17 protein-coding genes, 1 riboswitch and 1 other annotated feature are annotated in these 22,550 nt (G+C 41.3%); of the genes, 15 read left to right on the forward strand and 2 right to left on the reverse strand.

What is annotated here, in order from left to right:
- Window positions 1–67 precede the first annotated feature (67 nt).
- The 8 genes from BAA9072_RS06905 (at window position 68) to BAA9072_RS06940 (ending at window position 8,536) form a co-directional block, all read left to right on the forward strand.
- Window positions 68–517, forward strand: a complete 450-nt coding sequence (locus BAA9072_RS06905) for a GNAT family N-acetyltransferase (protein ID WP_230980782.1) — start codon at window positions 68–70, stop codon at window positions 515–517.
- Window positions 518–712: 195 nt separating this feature from the next.
- Complete coding sequence (gene selB, locus BAA9072_RS06910; RefSeq protein WP_201713939.1) at window positions 713–2,623, forward strand: selenocysteine-specific translation elongation factor; 1,911 nt, start codon at window positions 713–715, stop codon at window positions 2,621–2,623.
- A 65-nt stretch (window positions 2,624–2,688) separates the two neighbouring features.
- Window positions 2,689–3,243 carry a VanZ family protein gene (locus BAA9072_RS06915; protein WP_201713940.1) on the forward strand — a complete coding sequence of 185 codons (555 nt, stop codon included), beginning with the start codon at window positions 2,689–2,691 and terminating at the stop codon, window positions 3,241–3,243.
- A 139-nt stretch (window positions 3,244–3,382) separates the two neighbouring features.
- Window positions 3,383–4,597, forward strand: a complete 1,215-nt coding sequence (gene cls, locus BAA9072_RS06920) for a cardiolipin synthase (RefSeq protein WP_201713941.1) — start codon at window positions 3,383–3,385, stop codon at window positions 4,595–4,597.
- A 544-nt stretch (window positions 4,598–5,141) separates the two neighbouring features.
- On the forward strand, window positions 5,142–5,798 hold the full coding sequence (locus BAA9072_RS06925; RefSeq protein ID WP_201713942.1) for an HAD family hydrolase: 657 nt from the start codon (window positions 5,142–5,144) through the stop codon (window positions 5,796–5,798).
- Window positions 5,799–5,821: 23 nt separating this feature from the next.
- A complete protein-coding gene (locus BAA9072_RS06930; protein WP_201713943.1) occupies window positions 5,822–6,460 on the forward strand; it encodes an NUDIX hydrolase in 639 nt (212 codons plus the stop codon).
- A gap of 89 nt (window positions 6,461–6,549) precedes the next feature.
- Window positions 6,550–7,176 carry a metal-dependent hydrolase gene (locus BAA9072_RS06935; RefSeq protein WP_201713944.1) on the forward strand — a complete coding sequence of 209 codons (627 nt, stop codon included), beginning with the start codon at window positions 6,550–6,552 and terminating at the stop codon, window positions 7,174–7,176.
- 66 nt (window positions 7,177–7,242) lie between these two features.
- Window positions 7,243–7,483: a binding site (T-box leader), on the forward strand.
- A gap of 54 nt (window positions 7,484–7,537) precedes the next feature.
- Entirely contained in the window at window positions 7,538–8,536 is a 999-nt protein-coding gene (locus BAA9072_RS06940; RefSeq protein ID WP_201713945.1) for a tryptophan--tRNA ligase, read from the forward strand.
- A gap of 76 nt (window positions 8,537–8,612) precedes the next feature.
- Here BAA9072_RS06940 and BAA9072_RS06945 read toward each other — a convergent pair whose 3' ends face one another.
- Window positions 8,613–9,746, reverse strand: coding sequence for an alcohol dehydrogenase catalytic domain-containing protein (locus tag BAA9072_RS06945; RefSeq protein ID WP_201713946.1), 1,134 nt, complete (start codon window positions 9,744–9,746; stop codon window positions 8,613–8,615).
- Window positions 9,747–10,055: 309 nt separating this feature from the next.
- Window positions 10,056–10,165: riboswitch (SAM riboswitch) on the forward strand.
- Window positions 10,166–10,256: 91 nt separating this feature from the next.
- On the opposite strand from BAA9072_RS06945, the gene BAA9072_RS06950 reads away from it, so the two are divergent.
- From BAA9072_RS06950 to BAA9072_RS06980, 7 genes are all read left to right on the forward strand, one after another.
- The gene (locus BAA9072_RS06950; RefSeq protein WP_201713947.1) at window positions 10,257–11,381 is read left to right on the forward strand and encodes a methionine biosynthesis PLP-dependent protein; all 1,125 of its coding nucleotides are present in this window, start codon (window positions 10,257–10,259) and stop codon (window positions 11,379–11,381) included.
- The gene (gene metC, locus BAA9072_RS06955; RefSeq protein ID WP_201713948.1) at window positions 11,374–12,558 is read left to right on the forward strand and encodes a cystathionine beta-lyase; all 1,185 of its coding nucleotides are present in this window, start codon (window positions 11,374–11,376) and stop codon (window positions 12,556–12,558) included. The genes BAA9072_RS06950 and metC overlap by 8 nt, the downstream gene beginning before the upstream one ends.
- A 676-nt stretch (window positions 12,559–13,234) precedes the next feature.
- Window positions 13,235–15,085, forward strand: coding sequence for a bifunctional homocysteine S-methyltransferase/methylenetetrahydrofolate reductase (locus BAA9072_RS06960; RefSeq protein ID WP_201713949.1), 1,851 nt, complete (start codon window positions 13,235–13,237; stop codon window positions 15,083–15,085).
- Entirely contained in the window at window positions 15,066–18,512 is a 3,447-nt protein-coding gene (metH, locus tag BAA9072_RS06965) for a methionine synthase (RefSeq protein WP_201713950.1), read from the forward strand. The genes BAA9072_RS06960 and metH overlap by 20 nt, the downstream gene beginning before the upstream one ends.
- Before the next feature lie 399 nt (window positions 18,513–18,911).
- Entirely contained in the window at window positions 18,912–19,757 is an 846-nt protein-coding gene (locus BAA9072_RS06970; protein ID WP_201713951.1) for an STAS domain-containing protein, read from the forward strand.
- Window positions 19,758–19,941: 184 nt separating this feature from the next.
- Window positions 19,942–20,934 (forward strand): ring-cleaving dioxygenase, encoded by a 993-nt coding sequence (locus BAA9072_RS06975; RefSeq protein WP_201713952.1) that lies wholly within the window; start codon window positions 19,942–19,944, stop codon window positions 20,932–20,934.
- A 1-nt stretch (window position 20,935) separates the two neighbouring features.
- Window positions 20,936–21,541 carry an alpha/beta hydrolase gene (locus BAA9072_RS06980; protein WP_201713953.1) on the forward strand — a complete coding sequence of 202 codons (606 nt, stop codon included), beginning with the start codon at window positions 20,936–20,938 and terminating at the stop codon, window positions 21,539–21,541.
- Window positions 21,542–21,602: 61 nt separating this feature from the next.
- Here BAA9072_RS06980 and BAA9072_RS06985 read toward each other — a convergent pair whose 3' ends face one another.
- Window positions 21,603–22,529 carry a hypothetical protein gene (locus BAA9072_RS06985; RefSeq protein ID WP_201713954.1) on the reverse strand — a complete coding sequence of 309 codons (927 nt, stop codon included), beginning with the start codon at window positions 22,527–22,529 and terminating at the stop codon, window positions 21,603–21,605.
- Between the last annotated feature and the right edge of the window lie 21 nt (window positions 22,530–22,550).

The following is a 22,550-nucleotide window of genomic DNA, read 5'->3' on the forward strand; positions in this document are numbered from 1 at the left end:
GCTGAAAAATTAGTAGAAATTATGCGTCAAAGAACCGTTTTTACCTAATATCATCGCTTTACCTAGCTTGAGGATCGGAAAATTTGAGGAGAGATTAAAGAACCCATCTCCCAACCAACATGACTTTGTAGCAGAAATAGATGGAAAAGTAGTAGGATTATGCGGCCTTAACCAAGGGGGCGGCAGACGCGCCCATACCGGAAGTCTATTTGTATTCATAGATGAAGAGTATCATGGGAGGGGAATCGGTACGAGTCTTATTCAAAACGCCATCGATTTAGCGGATAATTGGTTAATGATTGAACGGATTGAATTGACCGTCATCGACGTCAACACCAAAGCGAAAGCAATATATGAGAAATTAGGATTTGAAAATGAAGGATTCAAACATGGCTCCATTGTTCAAAACGGTCGTTTTGCGGGGGAATATTGTATGGCAAGATTTCGTCCTGGTGGAGCTGTGAAGAAGGAATATGATAAAGTGAAGGAATCTGCATTTTATTATAAAGGACAGTAGGTGAAGGCATATTCGAAATTCTAAAGGAATACTGATCTTTGATGTATTGATCACGTTATTTATTTTCATCTGGGTTATAAAATCCTTTTCAGATGGGGAAGTATGGAGGGCTATTCTGTTTGGCGTTTGCTTTGCGATCATGGCAGGAGTACTATTTTTGAGGGTCAATAAGAAAAGATAGAGAGTGGTGGGATAGTGGGAAAGAGGTATTTTACGATTGGGATGGCTGGACATATCGATCATGGAAAAACGACTCTCACAAAGGCTCTTACGTCTGTTGATACGGATCGTCTTAAAGAGGAAAAGGAGCGTGGCATCTCAATCGAACCCGGGTACGCCCCTTTGTATCAGAATGAGTATCTGGAAATATCCGTAGTGGACGTCCCCGGACATGAGCGTTTCATCAGACAGATGATCGCAGGTGTGGCAGGAATTGACCTGGTTGTTCTGGTTGTTGCCGCTGATGAAGGTGTGATGCCGCAAACCAGGGAGCATCTTGATATTCTGTCCCTTCTGGGAATAAACAAAGGCATGATCGTCTTGACAAAAATTTCAAAAGTCGATGAAGATTTAAGAGAGCTTGCTATTGAAGAGGTCATCGATGAAATGAAGTATACCGTTTTTGAAGGCTCTCCGATTCTGTTAGCAGATAGTTTAACGGGTGAAGGAGTGGATGAACTTAAAGAAACGATAATATCCCTCTTAAATGAGATGCCTTCAAGGGATAGTTCCGGTGAATTGCGACTTCCTGTCGATCAGGTATTTACAATAAAGGGGCAGGGAGCCGTGGTGAGAGGAACGATTTATGAAGGAAGTCTTGAGACGGGAGAGGAACTGACAGTCCTTCCACAAGGAATACATACGAAAGCGAAACAAATTCAGATCCATCATCATAAGTCTGAAAAGGGATACGCTGGTCAAAGGGCTGCTGTCAATCTATCAGGAGTGGATTATAAGGAGCTTAAACGGGGAAATGTACTTGTCAGTTCTCATCATCTTATTTTAACGAACACCGTAGACGTTTGTCTCAAAGTATTAAGTTCTGTCCACTATGATCTTAAGCAGAGAATGTCGGTCACTGTTCATGCAGGGACTTCTGAGGTCATGGGGAAGCTTGTATTTTTTGACCGAAATAAAGTGCAGGTTGATACTAATACAGGCACTATTCTTTGTCAGCTTCGCCTTGATGAATCCATCATGGTTAAACGGGGAGACCGGTTCATTGTAAGGAGACCCACTCCAGTTGAAACCATCGGTGGTGGATGGATCATCCAACCCAATGGAGGTAAATACCGGTTTGGAGAAAAAACGATTGACTTTCTTCGGACTGAAATGGAGGGAACGCCTGGGGAACGGGTACTTAGAGTACTCGATCGATATAAATCTGTAGATAGAGACTTTTTATTGAAAGAAGTATCCCTTCAAGGGGAAAGGTTAAGTAAATTACTCGAGGAAGCGGAATGGATCAAGATTTCCGATTCCACGATCACTCATCATAAGATTGTTAAAGAATGTCAAAACAGGATCGAACAAGTCCTCTCCAAATTTCATAAGGAAAACCCCTTATTGAAGGGAATCAATCGCGCAGAATTAAAGCAGCACTTGAGTGAGTATCCTACAGGTCTGGTGGATTATGTGTTGACACTAGCGAAGTTGGGGCAAGAAAAAGGACTTATTCATTTAGAGGGATTCTCTCCCCGCTTACCACCTGAATGGGAGAAGCGGTGTACGCAGCTTCTCTCTTTCCTGGAAAGTGATGGAACACAGGTGAAAGACATGGAAGAGTATTTTAAGCAGGTGGGGATACCCGGGAAATGGTATTCGGATTTTTATCATTTTTTTGTGCAAGAGAAGAAGATCGTCCCTTTGGATGATCGGAAAGCTTATTCAATCCAGGTTTTTTACGACTTAATATTACGGTTGAAAAAGGGAACAGATGAAGTATTTCATGTGGGAGAAGCTAAAGAAGTATTGGGCTTATCCAGAAAATATATGATCCCGTTTTTAGAAAAGCTTGATAAGGAAGAATTGACGGTTCGTATAGATGGGAAACGTAAGTGGATTGGCTCTGTAGATCAAGGTTTGACAAGGAAGTTTGAAATATAAATGTATCATGATAATAAAATGAATTTGTTGCTAAAAAGTCTATAACACAGAGGAAAGGATCGGAAATGATGAAAGAATTATGGAGCGCATTTGGTTGGGTTCTTCCCATTATTATCATAGTGACGGTTACCCTTTTCTTTGCGATCTCCTTTTGGAAGAAAAAAAGAGGGAAAGGGAGATGGGTGAATTTACTTCCTGTATTATTTACATGTATTTCAATTGGAGGCATCTGTTTGATCACCTTAACTCCTTTTGACAACGTGTCCGAGGGGTCCGTGAATTTCGATCCTTTTTCCAATCTTAAGTTAAATTTGATTTATCGCAATCATTTGGATGTACCGATCCGGAATCTCCTGGCCAATATATTATTGTTTATTCCTTTCACCTTTTTTCTCGCCTGGTGGATGAGACATTCGAAACAACTGATTTTAATGGTTACTTTTATAGGAGGGATGTTTTCCTTTGGGATTGAGTTCGCCCAATATTATCTCCCCTTGGGAAGAGCAACGGATATCGATGACTGGATCATGAATACAATAGGTGCCTATATTGGAGGTGCGCTTTTCGTCATAGTTCGTTATATCTATAAATTTTTAAAAATGAACAAGGTTTTAAGATGAAAGCGTCGACATATTGTTGACGCTTTTTTGAATTCGACTGACCTGTTGCTCCCTGGAGTCTTCTATTTATTTTTACGTGTATGTATAGTCCTTCTCCTTAGACAAAAGCTATCATTAGGGCTGACGGGAGGGAGTTCTCATGTTGAAAAAAGGAATGAAAGGGATTGCGGTAACGCTTGCGTTCTTAGTAGTAATGTTCCTCATCATGAATTGGGATGTAAGGCAAGGTGTGAAACATTATACAAGTACTCATCCAATGACAGAAACTCTTTCAAGCAGCGCTTCAATTGATATTTTCAATACAGGTAAAAGTTTTTATGCATCATTTTTTCAAGATATTGAAAATGCGAAAAATCACGTATGGATTCATTTTTTTATCATTCGGGATGATGATATCTCTAATGAGTTCTTTGATTTATTGATTGAAAAAGCTAAAAATGGTGTTGATGTTCGATTATCTGTAGATTTTCTTGGTTCGGATATTCATAAAAATACAATCAAGAAAATGGAAAATAGCGGAGTGAAGTTCGTGAACAGCAGACCGATTTCCTGGAATAATGTTTTCTATTCCCTCCATCATCGGAACCATCGCAGGCTAATCTCTATAGATGAAGAAATTGCCTATATTGGAGGGTTCAATATGGGTAAGGAATATCTGGGAAAAGATCCTGAGCTTGGTTACTGGAGGGATTACCATATACGCTTGGCAGGACAGGCAGGAACAGAAATATATAAACAGTTCAAGCGCGATTGGATTGAGGACGGTGGAGAAAGTATAAAGAGTGTTCCCTTCCCATACATGTCAAATGGAAAAAATGAGGGGGATATTCACTTCGTCTTTTCCACTGGTCATTCTCTGGTTGGTAGAACCATTGATTGGATCACTGGAGCAAAAGAAAGCGTGACTATCACGACTCCCTATTTCATACCAAACAAAAAACTTATCACCGCATTGAAAAAGGCAGTGAAGAGAGGTGTCAAGGTGAATATCCTTGTACCTGATCACACCGATGCATGGTTCACCAAACCTCCAAGCTATCGGATAGAAAAAAGCCTCATAAAAGAAGGGGTGAATTTTTATCTGTATCAAAAAGGATTTTTTCATGGGAAAGTCATGGTTATTGATCATGAATGGGCCGATGTAGGCACAGCAAACTGGGATCCACGCAGTTTCCGCTTAAATGACGAAAGCAACTGTATCATTCGGAATAAAGCAGCGGCCAGGCAATTGGAATCCCTTATCGAAAAAGATATAAGGGATAGTGAAAAGCTGACGAAAAAAACTTTTAGTGAGTTACCGGTCTGGGAAAGGTTATTACAAAAAACACCTGCGTGGTTATATAATTATTTTTAATATCCATTTTGTATGGTCACGAATTAAATAATTTTTGTTGAATAAGAAAATATGGTAAAGTGTTCTCATATAGTAAAGATACACACATCTTACTTAAGAAAGGGATTGTCCATGAGCGAGCTCTTGTTTATAGCTTTGTTTGTTCTTTCGTTAATGGCATTTACGTTTTTTAACGTGTCGAAGAAGAAACATGTTTCAAAGTATCACAGATCGGTAGCAGTCACAATTGTGATCTTCTCTGTGATTGGCATGATGTTGACGGTCCTCTTTTACCTTCCGAACGCGTCTTAGAAAATACGGATAATAACTTGAAAGTAAAAGGCACAAGAGGGAGGACTCAAGTGTCTTTTTTTATGTCTATAAAATGATGTATAAGCGTTCTAAAGCTGGTCGGGTATAACCATTCACACCCATATCACTAATAGTATTGGACACATAACAGGCGTAAATTTGATATTAGGGCTGTCTTTAATCAAGTCAATAGAAAGTTCAAAATTTTCATCAAAGAATATAATCGTTCGAACGGCAATAAAGGAGAATATAGATGAAAGCTGCAATGATTTTTGACATGAATGGTACGTTGTTTCAAACAAATCGTATACTAGGAGCATCAATTCAACAGACCTTCCAAAAACTTAGAGATGAAGAAATGTGGGAGGGGGAGCCCCCTCTAGAATCATATAGAGAAAAGAAGGGTCACCCCCTTTCAGTTGGGTGGGAGAGCCATTTGTCCCATCATCCCATACATGTACAAGGTAAAATGAATGACGCATTTCAGGATATTCTTATCCAAAATATCTTGAGCGGAATGGGGGCCCTTTATCCTAATGCTGAAGTATTATTATCCTACTTGGACGATAGGGGATTTCCAATCTTTGTGGCAAGTAACGGATACCCTCATTATTTACAAACGATTATGGAATATTACTCGTTGGATCGATGGATCTCTTCCTGCTATAGTATTCAGGATATTGGATCTGAAGATAAAGGTGAGTTAATTCGGAGAGTGAAGGAGGATCATAATCTCACTCACGGGGTTGTGATAGGGGATAGTAGGTCTGACTTCAAAGGGGCAGAGAAGAACCACTTTCTTTCTATCGGCTGTGCATTTGATTTTTCACAGGAAAAAGAAATGCTTGAAGCCGACATCGTCGTCAGTGATTTGATGGAGATTAGAGATTATTTGGAGAAAGTTAAATGAAATGATAAAGAAGGAGGGATTCCGTGGAGCAAGAAAAATTGACCGTTTTGAATGAATCAGGGGATAGGATTGGGGTTGCAAGCCGTTCAGAGGTCCATGAAAAGGGGTATTGGCACGAGACCTTTCACTGCTGGTTTGCCCATTATGATGAGAGCAGGAAGGGTTCCTTTATCTATTTTCAATTAAGAAGTGACAATAAAAAGGATTATCCAAGTCTTTTGGATATTACAGCCGCAGGACACCTCTTGTCTGATGAGAAGATTGAAGATGGTGTAAGGGAAGTACATGAAGAGTTAGGGATCATCGTCGGATTTGAGGAATTGCACTCTCTGGGAATAGTGAAAGGGGAACTTTTCCAAGAAGGGATGGTAGACAGGGAGCATACAAATGTATTTCTCTATTCAAATCCAATATTATTTGAAGAATTTCAGCTTCAGCAGGATGAAGTCGCAGGGATCTTTCGTTCAAGCCTGGAAGATTTCAAATCACTTATTCAACAAGTTACAACGGAAATTGATATCGAGGGATTTATTGTAGGTAAAGATGGGGATAAAGCCTATACCGGGCAAAAGGTGGGTTACCATCATTTCGTCCCACATGCAAGGGCCTACCTTTTAGAAATAATTGAACGCCTAGAACAGCAGCTAACTTTAAAAAAGTAATGCATCTTTCCCATAGTCATGAAAGATAATGAAGGCTATTATAATATCTGATACATACATAACTGATATAAGAGAGTAGGAGGACACATTTGAACGGCACAGCGCATATGGCAATAGGAGCAGGAACGGGATTTATTGTAGCGAACTCATTTGGATCGGGGCCAGGTATAACGGCCACACTTGTAGCAATAGGCGGGGTATCAGGGCTCATACCTGATTTGGATATTGACGGAAAACTTAGTAACAAAGTTACTTTTTCACCCAAAATGATCAGAGCAGTGGCACAAATCATTGGTTGTTTAATGATGGTTTACAGCTACCTTGAAGGAAGTGGGAAAGAACAATGGCTTGGGATTGGATATGGTGCAGGAATGATGATTCTTGCAAGTTTCATTACCCAGAGAAGAATGCTGATGATTACGGGCATCGGTGTGACAGCATGCGGGTGGCAGTTGAATGAAACATGGTTATGGTTGTTGGGTATTTTTATTCTCATTGCCTCATTCGTATCACATCGCAGTTATACCCACTCTGTTCTTGGAATCATTTATTATGGCATAATGGCTCAGTATCTGGAGTCATCTTTGATGATTGACGGGGTATTTGAAGCATGTGTGATCGGGTATGTGAGTCATCTGATCGCAGATATGAAAATCCTCCCTTTTAATAAGCGAGGAATAAAGCTTTTCCTTCCCCTTTCATCCAAAGAAATTTAAAATGTGTTCACACCCACTTGACCATTATTTCCCGATACTTTAAAATAATGGAAATACATTAAATAGTTAATTGCGATGAGGAAGAAGAGTAGGCGAAAGGAACACTTCAGAGAGCTGATGGTTGGTGGAAATCAGTGTGAGGAAATCGTCGAATGGGCTTTTGAGCATCCAAACCGAAATGAAGTAGGTATGGCGGAGATCTCACCGATAAAAGAGAGCGATGTATCGAAGGGGATTTCTGTACAGATGAGTGCGTTTACTAAATGTAAGCGAATGAAGGTGGCACCACGGGTTTCCCGTCCTTTTTGAGGACGAGAAGCCTTTTTTGTGTTTTATTTATATTTGAACGGAGGGGATTGTAATGAACAAACAAGTCTTGACAGGTATTAAACCAACTGGACGGATTCATTTAGGGAATTATATTGGCGCAATCAAACCGGCATTACAACTGGCAGAGAAACAATCCTGCGACACCGCATATTTTGTTGCGGATTATCATGGTTTAACGAAGATACATGATAAACAAGAAATGAAAGAATTATCTTATGGAGTAGCAGCAGCTTGGTTGGCATTAGGTTTGAATCCTGATCGAGCGATCTTTTACCGCCAATCTGATGTTCCTGAAATCTTTGAATTAAGCTGGATCCTCGCTTGCTATGCACCGAAAGGATTAATGAACCGGGCCCATGCATATAAATCATTGGTCGAAGAAAATAAAGAAAGCGGCAAAGAAGTTGATGCTGGAGTCAATATGGGTTTATTCACATATCCAATTTTAATGGCAGCTGATATCCTCCTATTTCAAACCGAGATAGTCCCTGTCGGAAAAGATCAGATACAACACGTTGAAATTGCCCGAGACATAGCTGAAAACTTTAACAAACAATATGGAGAAATATTTGTCATCCCTGAATATGTCATTCAAGAAGAAACAGCAGTTCTCCCGGGACTGGACGGACGTAAAATGAGTAAAAGCTATAACAACACCATTCCATTATTTGAAGAACCAAAGAAGCTTCAAAAATTAATTAATAAAATCAAAACAGATTCTTCACCCCCTGAGGAGCCTAAGGATCCTGACTCCTCCGTCATTTTTGCGCTATATAAAGAATTTGCAACTTCCGGTCAAATTAAAGAAATGAGAAGGAGATTCCAAGCAGGAATAGGCTGGGGAGAAGCGAAAAAAGAGCTATTTCAAGTAATGAATTCTTTTGTCGAAGAACCGCGTAACAGATACAACGAATTAATGAGTAATCCTGAAGATATTGATTTTATTTTAGATAAAGGAGCTGAAAGAGCAAGAAATAAAATCCTCCCTTTTATGAGGGAAATTAAAGAAAATATCGGATTGTATCATTGATGTAACATTTTTATACGAGAGGCATACTGGTGAAAAATGAAAAAGGCCGCATTTTGGACTGAATGCGGCTTTTTTCCTATGGTTTAAGAATGACTTTTATATTTCCATCCGATTTTTTATCGAAAATATCATACCCTTTTGCCGCATCTTCTAATGATAACGTGTGGGTGATGATATCAGTCGGGTCGAATTCGTTTTCTTCGATCATATCATATAATTTTGGCATCAAATGAATTACTGGAGCCTGTCCCATTTTAAGGGATACATTCCGGCTAAAGAAGTCCCCTAAAGGAAATCGATTTGCTTCTGTTGCATAGACCCCGGTCAGTTGCACAGTCCCAAACTTACGAACTGATTCTGATGCAGTCTTAATTGGACTGATTGTCCCAAACTGATTATCAAAGTCTGAACCGAATGATTCATTTGGTTGAACTGTTCCATCCATTCCCACACAGTCTATAACGACATCAGCTCCACCTTTTGTATTTTCATGCAAAAGAGAGCCAATATCGGTATGGTTTTGAAAGTTGTATATTTCTGTCTGATTGGTCCGTTTCGCATGGGCAAGCCTATGGTCGACCTGATCAACAGCGATGACTCTTTCGGCACCTTTCAATTTAGCGAATTTTTGTGCCATTAAACCGATTGGTCCGCTTCCCAATACTATGACCGTATCGCCTGCTTTGACGCCACTGTGCTCTACACTCCAGTAAGCGGTGGGTATTACATCAGAAAGAAACAGTACACTTTCATCTTCCAATTGACTTGAATCAGGCACTTTAAACGATGTGAAGTCTGCATATGGCACGCGTAGATATTCTGCTTGCCCCCCAGGATACCCACCATTCATTTTGGTGAACCCGAAAAGTCCACCAACCTCTCCATGTGGATTGGATTCATCACATTGACTTTCCATTTGATTTTCACAGAAAAAGCATTTTCCACACCCAATGTTAAAGGGGACAACGATACGGTCCCCCTTTTTAAGTGTCTTCACTTCCGTTCCGACCTCTTCCACTATACCCATTGGTTCATGTCCTACAACGTAATCTTTTTCGGGTTCGATTCCACCTTTGTACAGATGTAGATCTGAACCGCAAATTCCGCTTGCTGTAATCCTTACAATCGCATCCGTATTCATTTGAATGGAAGGATTTTCTACTTCTTTAACGACCATTTTTTCTTTTCCCTGAAACGTAACACCCTTCAATCTTATCACTCCTATATTTTTTGTAAGATTCTTCTATGTGTTTAGACGCTAAATGCGTGAACTAAACATAAAAGGTGGCCAATTTAGAAAGAGGAATGAAGTCATTCGGGGTTCCGGTAAAGGTGTACCTTGATTGAAAAGGATTCCACCCTTTAAGTAGTGGAATAAACTGCCATATTAGATGAAAACCAGTAAGAAGATCATTCCCTTTAATATAAAAATTTTATTTAAAAATTCTTACTTTTCATTGACAGTTTCTTCTGTTTGTTATAAGTTATGGGAAAGTTATATTTCACAAAATCATATAGTTTCTTATCAAGAGAGGTAGAGGGACTGGCCCGAAGACACCTCAGCAACCAGCCGCGAGTTTTGGTATGGTGCTAATTCCAGCAAGTTGATGTCAACTTGGACGATAAGAGGGAGAACGAACGTACAAAACCTTCTTATTTTCATTAAGAAGGTTTTTTTGTTTTTCCCCTTTTCATATTCAAGATAGAAAAGGAGAGAAGAATGTTGAAAAAACATATTGATACAATGCTTGTCCAGGCGGGAAATCGGAAGGACCCTGCATCTGGCGCCGTCAGCCTGCCCATTCATTTATCGACTGCCTATGAACATAAGGGGATTGGGCAATCGACAGGCTATGATTATACAAGAACAGGAAATCCAACCCGCACCACCTTGGAAGACATCGTCACTCAATTGGAGGAAGGCCACAGTGGCTTTGCCTTCAGTTCGGGGATGGCAGCGATTCAGGCAATCCTTAGCTTGTTTTCAAGCGGGGATGAATTGATTGTTTCGAAAGATCTATACGGTGGGAGCTACCGTTTGTTTGTGCAGTATGAAGCACAATATGGGATCAAATTTCATTTCGTCGATACAAGTGATGCCGGATCCATAGAAGAACAAATTTCTAACAAAACAAAAGCCATCTTTCTTGAAACGCCGACTAATCCATTAATGAATGAAGCAAGTATTCCTGAGGTTGCTGGACTCGCTAAGCAAAACGGATTGCTTTTAATTGTAGATAATACCTTTTACACACCTATCCTTCAGAAGCCACTTACTGAAGGAGCAGACATTGTTATTCACAGCGCTACGAAATACTTAGGGGGACATAATGACGTACTGGCAGGTGTTGTGATCGTAAACACTGAGGAGTTAGGGGGAAAAATCTACACCGTTCAAAATTCAATCGGTGCAGTTCTCTCACCCTTCGATTGTTGGCTCTTATTAAGAGGGATGAAAACCCTTAGCCTCAGAATGGCTCAGCACGAAAAAAACGCAAAAAAAGTCACGGAGTATCTTGAATCGCATGAATGTGTTACAGACGTTTTATATCCGGGGAAAGGCGGCATGCTTTCTTTTCGTATCGCAAAGGAAGAATGGGTGGCTCCCTTTCTCCAACACCTAAGGGTTATTACGTTTGCTGAAAGTTTAGGAGGGGTTGAAAGCTTTATCACTTATCCCGCCACTCAAACACATGCAGACATTCCTGATGAAGAGCGAAACAGGTTGGGTATCTGCAACAGACTTCTACGCTTCTCAGTAGGAATTGAATATATTGATGACCTGATTGAAGACCTGGAGAATGTTTTTCAACAATTGGAAAAAGAGGTGCTTACGTATGAGTAAAAAACCATTTTCACTTCAGACGTCACTCATTCATTCTCACGGATTTGATAAAGAAACAGGAGCAGTATCTACACCACTTCATCATGCTACCACCTTTCATCAACAGGATTTTGATCAATATGGAACGTATGACTACAGCCGTTCTGGAAATCCGACGAGGGAAACCGTTGAAGAAACGATCGCAGAATTGGAAGGTGGAGTAAGGGGCTTTGCCTTTTCATCAGGGATGGCGGCAATCTCCACGAGCTTTTTATTATTGTCCAGTGGAGATCACGTACTCGTTTCAGAAGAAGTGTACGGTGGGACGTACAGGATGATTACAGAGGTCCTCACAAAATTTGGGATTGAATATTCATTTGTGAACATGAAGGATCTCCATGAAGTGGCGTGTTCAATCAAGCACAATACGAAGGTGATTTATATGGAGACACCATCCAATCCGCTTCTGAATATCACCGATATTGAAGGAGTCGTAAAGCTCGCCAAGGCTAATGGATGTTTAACATTTCTTGATAATACATTTATGACTCCCCTGCTGCAAAGACCGATTAGCCTTGGTGTAGATGTTGTCCTTCACAGTGCCACGAAGTTCCTCGCAGGGCATAGTGATGTCCTGGCGGGGCTTGCGGTAACGGGAGATGAAGAGATCGCCTCGAAGCTTGCATTCCTACAGAATTCGTTCGGAGCGGTACTCGGTGCCCAGGATTGCTGGCTTCTCTTGAGGGGACTCAAAACTCTGCATGTACGATTGAAGGAATCCTCAGAATCCGCATATAAGATTGCTAGCTTCCTGGAAAACAGAAAGGAAGTAGAAGAAGTGTACTACCCAGGATTGAGCTATCATCCCGGTCGTGAAATACAAGTTCGACAAGCAGAGGGTCCTGGAGCGGTTCTTTCCTTCCGATTAAAGGGGGAAGAGGAAGTGAAGCAACTCATACAAAATGTAAACATTCCCGTATTCGCCGTCAGTCTAGGAGCTGTTGAATCAATTCTCTCCTATCCATCAAAAATGTCACATGCTTCCATGCCAAAAGCAGAACGTGAAAAAAGAGGGATAACAGATGGTTTATTACGATTATCAGTAGGACTTGAAAACGTGGATGAATTAATTTTTGATCTTCAAAAAGGTTTAGATAGTATACAAAAGATCAAAAGAAATAACGTGATAATTTTATAAAGGTTGTTTGCGTAAACTTTGTTGCTTTTAAAGGAGAGTGGTGGTTGATTTCCGCTCCAGGTGCTCGCTTTCCCCGGGGCGTGAGTAGAGCCTTCTCGGGCTTTTGCCCTGCGGGGTCTCAACTTGTCCAGCTCCGGTGGTTAGCCCCTCGAGGTCATAAGCTAAATGGTTCAAGAAGGCAAAGAACGCATTCTTAGCCCATTCATCTTATGCTTGTAGGGACTGAACGAGCCGCCTCCGCTTTTCTGCCTTTCCAGCTATTCCCGTAGGAGTCGAGCACCTTCCGCTCCAATCTACTTTCAAAGCGTGATTCTCTGAAAATAGATAAATATAAATACATGCACGTTTTAACTTTAACAGCCTGCTTTTTTCGAAGTGTTGAGCCATTGATATTAGCTATAGCAGATATCCTTTTCTGTCGAAAGCTTTTAGTCACTTTTGAGCTCTGTCACGCAAATTTTGTTTAGATGGTGAGGGGAACTGCGTAGACTCCTGCGGAAGAACGGGCGTGCCGAGACCCCGGAAGCGAAGCTGAGGAGGCTCGGCCGTACGTCCGCGGAAAGCGGAGCAGTTCCCCTCACCATACAGCAAACACCGTTTGACAGAGCCAAGTCAGACAAATTGTTCAAAACAACAATCTTTACGAAAAGAGCCTATATAAAAAGGAGGGAATGTCATGAAGCCGTTGCTGGAAGCACTGAAAGAGAGAATCTTAATTGCAGATGGTGCCATTGGAACGTTGTTGTATTCATATGGAGTGGACAGATGCTTTGAGGAGCTGAATCTTTCTCACCCAAATGAAGTGTTGAAAGTTCATAAAGAGTATATTGCCGCTGGAGCAGATATCATTCAGACGAATACCTATGGAGCCAATTATCAAAAGCTTTCCAGATACGGATTGGAGGATTCGGTTAAAGAAATAAATACAGCTGCAGTACGTCTGGCAAGGAAGGCTGCCGGAGATGATACCTATATTCTGGGAACCCTCGGGGGAATCAGGGGCATTAAACAAAATGTGTCGCTGGAAGAAATCAAAAGAAGCTTTAGGGAACAATTATACTGTTTATTATTAGAGGGTGTAGATGGCATTCTGCTAGAAACCTACTATGATTTCGAAGAATTAACCACTGTATTGAACATTGCTAAACGTGAAGCAGACATTCCTGTTATTGCTCAAGTTTCTCTACATGAAACGGGAGTTCTTCAAAATGGAATGGAGATAAAAGACGCTCTTCAACAATTAGAGTTATTGGGTGCCGATGTTGTCGGCATCAATTGCCGCATGGGCCCATTTCATATGGTGAACTCATTAGATGAGGTTCCATTACCTAAAAGGGCGTTTCTATCCGTCTATCCCAATGCCAGTCTGCCAAACTATGAAGAAGGTCGATTCTATTACTCTGCTGAGCCTGATTACTTTGGGGATATAAGCAACGAATTGCGACTGCAAGGTGCAAGAATCATTGGGGGATGCTGTGGAACCACACCTGATCATATTCGTTCTGTAGCAAGCAGGTTAAAAAGCCGGGAGCCTGTGAAAGAAAAAGTGGTGAAAGTAAAAAAAGTTGTTCAGTTATCGTCACCTTCTATCAAGGGAAGCTTGCTGCATGAGCAAGTAAGGGAAAAGAAAACGATCATTGTTGAACTCGATCCACCTAAGCATCTCGACACGAAGCTGTTCTTCCAAGGGGCTGAGGCATTAAAAGAAGCTGGAATTGACGCACTCACGCTTGCAGACAATCCGCTAGCATCCCCTCGTATCAGTAATGATGCCATTGGCAGCCTGGTAAGGTCCAAATTTGATCTCACGCCATTAGTTCACATTACTTGCCGGGATCGAAACCTGATTGGACTACAATCCCATTTAATGGGGTTACACACGTTAGGAATACACAATATATTAGCCATTACGGGTGATCCGGCCAAGATTGGGGATTTTCCTGGTGCAGCATCTGTTTATGATTTATCTTCCCTTGAGCTCATTGAATTGATTAAACAGAACAATGAGGGGATATCCTTCTCGGGTAAATCACTCCGAGAGCGCACTCAATTTTCAGTAGGTGCAGCCTTTAACCCCAATTTCCGTCATTTGGACGCTTCTGTAAAAAGGCTCGAAAAGAAAAAGAAAGCCGGTGCTGACTATTTCATTTCTCAACCGATCTTTGGAAAAGAACAACTGATTCAAGTACATGAAGCGACGAAGCATTTGGGTGTTCCGATCTTTATCGGAATCATGCCATTAATCAGTTCAAGAAATGCAGAGTTTCTACACCATGAAGTGCCTGGAATCAATGTTCCGGAAGAAACAAGACAAAGAATGAAAAAAGCGGGTAAGGATCCCGTAGTTGCTAGAGCAGTTGGAATGGAGATAGCAAAAGACTTACTTGAAACCGCAATAGACCTCTTTAATGGGATTTATCTTATTACGCCTTTTGTCAGGTACGATATGAGTATTGACCTGATTCATTATATACAAAAGAAAACCAATACAGAAAGAGAGGTCCCCTATGACCATCACCTTGTTTGAAGAACAGCTTAGGAAAAAAATACTCGTACTCGATGGAGCAATGGGAACGATGATTCAACAAGCGAATTTATCACCAGAGGATTTTGGAGGAGAAGAGCTCGAAGGATGTAATGAAAATCTGGTATTGACAGCGCCGGAGGTCATCTATCAGATCCATCTGGAATATTTGAAAGCAGGAGCTGATGTAATTGAAACGAATACATTTGGTGCAACCCCCATTGTGCTGGACGAATATGATTTAGGATCTAAAGCATACGAAATCAATAAAGTAGCAGCTGAAATCGCCCGAAAAGCAGTAGAAGGCGTCTCAACTCACGATTGGCCAAGGTTTGTAGCTGGATCTCTCGGCCCGACTACGAAAACACTATCCGTAACGGGTGGAGTAAGCTTTGATGAGCTAGTAGACAACTACCGTGTTCAAGCAGAAGGTCTTCTCGATGGAGGAGTGGATGTACTGCTGCTTGAAACAAGCCAGGATGCGTTAAATGTAAAAGCAGCAAATCTCGGAATTCAAACTGCTTTTGAATCAAGAGGGAAAGAGGTTCCCATTTTGTTATCCGGAACCATTGAGCCTATGGGCACAACACTTGCCGGTCAGAACATCGAAGCCTTTTACTTATCCCTGGAACATTTAAATCCTTTGGTAGTAGGTCTGAATTGCGCAACAGGACCTGAATTTATGCGTGACCATATCCGTTCCTTATCCAGTTTAGCCACAACGTATGTCAGCTGTTACCCGAATGCGGGACTTCCAGATGAAGAGGGAAATTACAATGAGACCGCCGATTCCCTCAGTGTAAAGATGAAGGGTTTTGCTGAGAAAGGCTGGCTGAATCTTGTTGGAGGGTGCTGTGGAACCACACCGGAACATATCCGTGCCATTTCAGAAGTAGTGAAGGGTCTACCTCCTCGAAAGCCTAGTGGGTCTCATCCTCATGCGGTATCAGGTATTGAAGCGTTCGTCTATGAGGATGAAGACAGGAGACCGATTCTGGTCGGAGAACGGACGAATGTCATCGGTTCCCGAAAATTCAAACGGTTGATTGCAGAGAATAAGATAGAAGAAGCATCTGAGATTGCGAGAGCGCAGGTGAAAAATGGAGCTCAGGTAATCGATATCTGCCTTGCAGATCCTGATCGTGAAGAAGTAGAAGATATGAATGTATTTATCCAAGAAGTGGTGAAAAAAGTGAAAGTTCCACTTGTCATTGATTCGACGGATGAGAAAGTGCTTGAGACTGCATTAAAATATTCTCAAGGGAAAGTGATCATTAACTCGATTAATCTTGAAGACGGAGAAGAGCGGTTTGAGAAGATTACGAAGCTAATAAAGGAATATGGGGCGGCAGTTGTAGTTGGAACGATTGATGAAGAGGGAATGGGTGTGTCAGTAGGTCGTAAGGTAGACATTGCTCTTCGTTCTCACAAACTATTAACAGAGAAATACGGGATAGCCTCAGAAGATATCATCTTTGATCCTCTCGTTTTCCCTGTTGGGACGGGAGATCAGCAATACATTGGATCAGCCAATGCCACCGTCGAAGGGATTAGACAGATTAAGGAAGTCCTACCTAAATGCCCTCATATCTTAGGGGTTAGTAACGTTTCATTTGGACTGCCTCCTGTCGGAAGGGAAGTCCTGAATGCGGTATATCTTTACCACTGTACCAAAGCGGGGCTGGATTATGCCATAGTCAATACGGAAAAACTAGAGCGTTTTGCCTCCATTCCTGAAGAAGAGGTTCAAATGGCGGAGAAACTCTTATTCGAGACGACAGATGAAACACTGGCAGAATTTACAGCGTTTTATAGAGGTAAAAAGAAGGAAGTAAAGGTACCCGTCAACACTATGACACTGGAAGAAAGACTTGCTCATTATGTGGTGGAAGGGACGAAGGAAGGTCTGATTGCCGATTTAAATATCGCTTTGGAAAAATATGAGGCACCCCTTGAAATCATCAATGGACCCCTTATGGCCGGAATGAGTGAAGTCGGAAGGTTGTTTAATGATAACCAGCTGATTGTAGCGGAAGTATTACAAAGTGCCGAAGTCATGAAAGCATCCGTTGCACATTTGGAACCGCATATGGAACAAACGGAGAGTTCGTCTTCGAAAGGAAAAGTGATCTTAGCTACGGTTAAGGGAGATGTTCATGATATCGGTAAGAATCTTGTTGATATTATCCTCAGTAACAATGGATATGAAGTGATTGATTTAGGCATTAAAGTGACACCTCAGGAACTGATCGGGGTCATACGGGAACAAAAGCCCGATATCGTAGGTTTGTCCGGTCTCCTTGTGAAGTCTGCCCAGCAAATGGTCATGACTGCCCAAGATTTAAAACAGTCTGATATATCAGTTCCTTTAGTAGTAGGAGGTGCGGCCCTCACACGAAAATTCACAACAAACAAAATCGGCAGGGAATACGATGGGCTTGTTCTTTATGCGAAGGATGCGATGGATGGACTTAGCATCATGAACGGGATTCAACATGAGGAAACGAGGCTGCTGCTGGAAGAAGAGAGTCGCGAAAAGTTAAGAAAAGTCGTTACGACTGAAGAGTCTCCAAATCGAAATACATCTTCTGTTGCGGTGAAAGTACGTTCTACCGTTTCAAAAGATGTAAAAGTACATGTTCCTTCTGACTTGTTTCCGCATACCATTAAAGAATTTTCACTTGATCAAATTCACCCCTACATTAATCAGCAAATGCTCCTTGGGCATCATTTAGGGATCAAAGGGAAAATTTCAAGATTACTGGAAGAAGGAGACGAAAGAACGGTGGGCCTTAAAGCAGTGACGGATGAATTGTTCCAAAAAGCAAAAAGGAAAGGGATGATTCAGGCATCCGCTCGATATCAATTCTTTCCTGCTCAAGCAGAAGGTGATGATGTTGTTATATATCACCCGGACGATTCTTCAACAGAAATAGAACGATTTCATTTTCCAAGACAAGCAGGAAATCAGCATTTGTGTTTAGCAGATTACTTGCGGACAGTAGAAAGTGGGGAAATGGATTATGTCGGATTCTTTGCCGTTACGGCTGGTGTGAAAATCAGGCAGTGGGCAAGAGAGATGAAAGAAGAAGGCAGATTTCTTGAAAGTCACGCCCTGCAGGCTTTAGCCTTAGAAACAGCAGAAGGACTGGCTGAAAGAGTACATGAGATGATGAGAAGCAGGTGGGGGTTCCCTGATCCCGTTGATCTTACAATGCAGGACCGGTTCAGGACGCATTACCAAGGACAGCGTTTTTCATTTGGTTATCCCGCCTGTCCCGAACTTGAAGATCAGAAGAAGCTATTTAAGCTTATTCAACCTGAAAGAATCGGTATCCAATTAACAGACGGATGCATGATGGAACCGGAAGCATCGGTAACAGCAATGGTTTTCGCTCATCCAGATGCAAGATATTTTAATGTACTATAAAATCCTCTTCAAAAGGCAACTTACCAGATTGGGGTTGCCTTTTTTACTTTTAGCGAATAGTAATAATCTATTCTTAATAGACTGCTGGTTCGGGTGGCAGGGATCTACTGTAATAAAAAACGGGGTTTTTGAAAGAACTTTCTGTTAAAGGTAAGGGGATGAAGGGGAGACAAAGAGTTAGAAAGAGTGATCTATTCATTACTGGAATATACTCTAAAATGACAATAGGACACGAATGTGATATATAATAGTAGTAGATGGTATAGGTTAATATTGAAAAATTTTTGAGAAGAGTTTTATTTGGACAATTTGAAAAGAGAAAGATTTTCCGATGTCTCATAACGTCAGAGAGGCAGCAATGGTTGATCATTTTGATGGATATCATAGGAGGAATCATTTATGCATAGAAGCAAAGAACTACATACATTTTTATTAAGCAAATGCCGTCAATTGACTGATGATTGGTATGACTCCTTGGATAAAAACAAGACAACCGGTGTTTATTCTTCAGAGAATCCAAAGGTTATTGAAAAATTAAAAATGCAAAATTTTAGTTTTCATGGAATTCTTTGCAATGTTTTTGCAGAGGACCGGGAAACGTTTAATCAAAAAATTTATGAATGGGTTTCTTCCATTGCTAATGATCAAGACCATTTAGAGACCCCAACTCATTCTATTCTTAAGGAATTTATGAGGGTAAGAAATCAATATCTAGACTTATTGAAAGAATATGCCGGGGATCATGTACAAGAGGATATGTTTGATTCATTTAACTTATGGAGCACGGTGCTCATTGAAGCATTTGATCGTGTGATGTTGCGTTTTGTCGAGTTACAGTCTGAAGTCATGGACCGGCAGCTGCAGAATCAGCAGGAAGTTATTAATGAATTAAGCTCCCCGGTCATATCATTGAACTCACAAATAGCTCTATTACCTCTGGTTGGGAACATTGATCCATCCAGAGCCGAACTGATCTTAGAAAATGCCTTGGACCAATGTGTCAATATGGAAGTCTCCCATTTGTTCATCGATTTGTCGGGTGTTGTATTAATTGATACGATGGTTGCCCATCAAATCTTTCAGCTTATCGATGCACTTCAGCTTATCGGAGTGAAACCGATTCTTTCAGGACTTCGCCCGGAAATTGCCCAAACTGCGGTACAACTAGGTTTGAATTTTGAAAATCTGACCATCACTTCCACACTGTCACAAGCACTAACGATTAAAAACAATGAAATAGAATAATAACCAGATTGAAAGCATCCTTACATTTGGATGCTTTTTTAGTTGTAACCTGATCGCTCCTTCAAGACCAGAAAGAAACGGAATTCCCGAAATAACCTTCGAAATAAAATATCTTGAATTAAAGATATTAATCGTGTATGATACAACTATAAGGTAATACTATCTCTAAAGGAGTGAAAATAAGATGAATTTAAAACCATTAAAAGGGCAGCATCACGTTTCTGCCATTACGGCAAATGCAAAGAAAAACTATGAATTCTATACCAATACACTAGGATTACGATTAGTGAAAAAGTCCATTAACCAAGATGATACCTCTGTTTATCATCTCTTCTATGCAGATGAACGAGGTAATCCAGGGACGGACCTAACATTCTTTGAGATTCCACATGCAGGACACACCTATACAGGTACGAATAGTATTTCATTAACGGCACTAAGAGTGAACACAGATGAATCACTTTCTTATTGGAAAAAGCGGTTTGAAGAGTTGGGTGTCGAGCATGATGATATTTCTCATCACACTGGTCGCTCTACATTATGCTTCCGTGATTTCGAAGGTCAGCGGCTTATGCTTGTATCGGATGAAAAGAATAAAGGAGTAGCCGGCGGGAACCCATGGGATAAGAGTCCAGTTCCAGTAGAATATGGGGTGGTGGGTTTAGGTCCCATTACATTAACTGTTGCACACGGTGAGAACACAGCGGTTGTATTGACTGATGTTTTAGGGTTTAAAGAAACGGGAAGCTTTCCTTCTGGCATTGAAGGGCAGGCAGATATCCGGGTATTTGAAACAGGTGAAGGTGGAACCGGTGGAGAAGTGTATCTGGAAGAAAGAAGTGACATCCCTCAGGAAAGACCGGGGAGAGGAAGTGTCCACCACGTTGCATTCCGTGTTGAAGACGAAACTGAATTGCATAAGTGGGTAGAGTGGATCACTAAGAATCGTTTACCGAATTCAGGGTTTGTTGAGCGCTACTATTTCCGATCCCTCTATTTCCGTGAACCTAATGGAATTCTGTTTGAACTTGCAACAGATGGTCCGGGATTTGAAACGGATGAGGATTTCGATACATTAGGGGAAAATCTATCGCTGCCGCCATATTTTGAAGACCAAAGAGAATCTATTGAAGCGAAATTGAAACCATTAAATACGAAAGAAACGGGGGAACAATAATTTGAAGCATATTTTTAAACAAGGGAAAAAAGAATTACCGATACTATTATTGCTTCATGGGACAGGTGGAGATGAACGTGATTTACTTCCTCTTGCTGAAATGATTGCACCAGAAGCTTCCGTTTTAAGTGTGAAAGGAAACGTGGATGAGAATGGAATGCACCGTTTTTTTGCCCGTTTACGAGAAGGAGTCTTCGATGAAGAAGATTTATTATACCGTACGAAGGAATTGCATCAATTTATTGAAAAAAGCGCGAAAGACTATGAATTTGATCGTGACAATGTAGTAGCATTGGGCTATTCCAATGGAGCAAACATAGCAGCAAGCATGATGTATCACATTAAGAAATCATTAAAAGGTGCTATTTTGTTTCATGCAATGGTTCCCAGACGAGGAGTCGAACTCCCTGATTTAGACGGGATTCCTGTCTTTATAGGTGCCGGGAAGAGTGACCCCCTTATACCAATGGATGAAACAAAGGTACTTGTAGAAAACCTGAAGGATGCGCATTCTCCTGTTACTGAGTTTTGGACAAATGGAGGACATGAGCTTCGTCGTGAAGAGGTGGATGAAGCAACACGATGGTTTGAGAAGAATTTTTTGTGATTAGAAAAAGACTCCGGGAGGAACTTATCTCCCGGAGTTTTTTGATGGAAAAAAGGGGATTCTACCTTTCATATGGGATGACTGTCATATTATACGCTCTGAAGACTCTTAACATATCCAGTGTCAAAATTCCTCGCCATTCCTTTTCCGCAACAGGCCATGTTTCCGTATAGTGCCCAAACCAGGACCAATTAGGCTGCCAGAAACCATCAGGGTGTTGCAATTCAAGCTCGTTCCCCAATTGAATCTGTATTATTTCCTTCAATACCCTAAAAAAGGGAGAAGTTGGCCCACTCGCTACTTGCAGCGGTTTTGCCACGTATTCATTCCACCTAGATGGATCCATGCAAACGGTACTTCGTACATTTGATGAGAGAATCTTGAACAAAGTGGATTTCGTATCCCCACCCACTTCATGTAACATCCGGTCGTAACAGAGAAAATCATGCATGTCGATTGGAGTTTCCAATTTTGTTAGCTCATTGACAGCTCTATCCGTCCATTCTTGAAGCCGGTGATGCTCTGGTTGAAACCGATGGAAATAACCTACGATTTCTGCATTGGGATTGGCCCAGGCAGTTTGAACACCGCAATGTCCTTTTTCAGGATCGAAATGCCACCAAGGAGCATGAGGGACTGAATTGACTTTCTCCGGAACAGCACTCCATCCGTGGATTTCTTCGAGGTAGGTGTTGTTCAAATAATCCATTGCCTTTTGGACGATAGGATGACCGGCAGGTAGTTTTAAGTCCTTTGCCTTTTGTAATCCAATGGTTGTAGCGAGTGGGGAGGAATTGTCCAGGCGATAGTCGGGTTCGATTGACTTACCGAAGCCTCCATCTTCATTTTGGTAGCACGATAACTCATAGATGGCTTCATCTTTACTTCCTCCCTCAAAGTAATAGATGAATAACTTCTGCTCAAGGGGTCTTGCATTCTGATGGATATAGTCTTTTGCCTTTTTCCATTGCTTTGTGGAAAGCTTCATGTGAATAAACTCCTACTCTAC

The sequence above is a fragment of the Rossellomorea arthrocnemi genome, from assembly GCF_904424705.1.
Taxonomy (GTDB): Bacteria; Bacillota; Bacilli; order Bacillales; family Bacillaceae_B; genus Rossellomorea; species Rossellomorea arthrocnemi.

Coding starts and splice junctions, on each gene's coding strand:
- cls (WP_201713941.1), top strand. CDS start 3,383: ATGTTGAAAAAAGGAATGAAAGGGATTGCGGTAACGCTTGCGTTCTTA.
- BAA9072_RS06940 (WP_201713945.1), top strand. CDS start 7,538: ATGAACAAACAAGTCTTGACAGGTATTAAACCAACTGGACGGATTCAT.
- BAA9072_RS06970 (WP_201713951.1), top strand. CDS start 18,912: ATGCATAGAAGCAAAGAACTACATACATTTTTATTAAGCAAATGCCGT.
- BAA9072_RS06925 (WP_201713942.1), top strand. CDS start 5,142: ATGAAAGCTGCAATGATTTTTGACATGAATGGTACGTTGTTTCAAACA.
- BAA9072_RS06975 (WP_201713952.1), top strand. CDS start 19,942: ATGAATTTAAAACCATTAAAAGGGCAGCATCACGTTTCTGCCATTACG.
- BAA9072_RS06960 (WP_201713949.1), top strand. CDS start 13,235: ATGAAGCCGTTGCTGGAAGCACTGAAAGAGAGAATCTTAATTGCAGAT.
- metH (WP_201713950.1), top strand. CDS start 15,066: ATGACCATCACCTTGTTTGAAGAACAGCTTAGGAAAAAAATACTCGTA.
- BAA9072_RS06950 (WP_201713947.1), top strand. CDS start 10,257: ATGTTGAAAAAACATATTGATACAATGCTTGTCCAGGCGGGAAATCGG.
- BAA9072_RS06915 (WP_201713940.1), top strand. CDS start 2,689: ATGATGAAAGAATTATGGAGCGCATTTGGTTGGGTTCTTCCCATTATT.
- metC (WP_201713948.1), top strand. CDS start 11,374: ATGAGTAAAAAACCATTTTCACTTCAGACGTCACTCATTCATTCTCAC.
- BAA9072_RS06985 (WP_201713954.1), bottom strand. CDS start 22,529: ATGAAGCTTTCCACAAAGCAATGGAAAAAGGCAAAAGACTATATCCAT.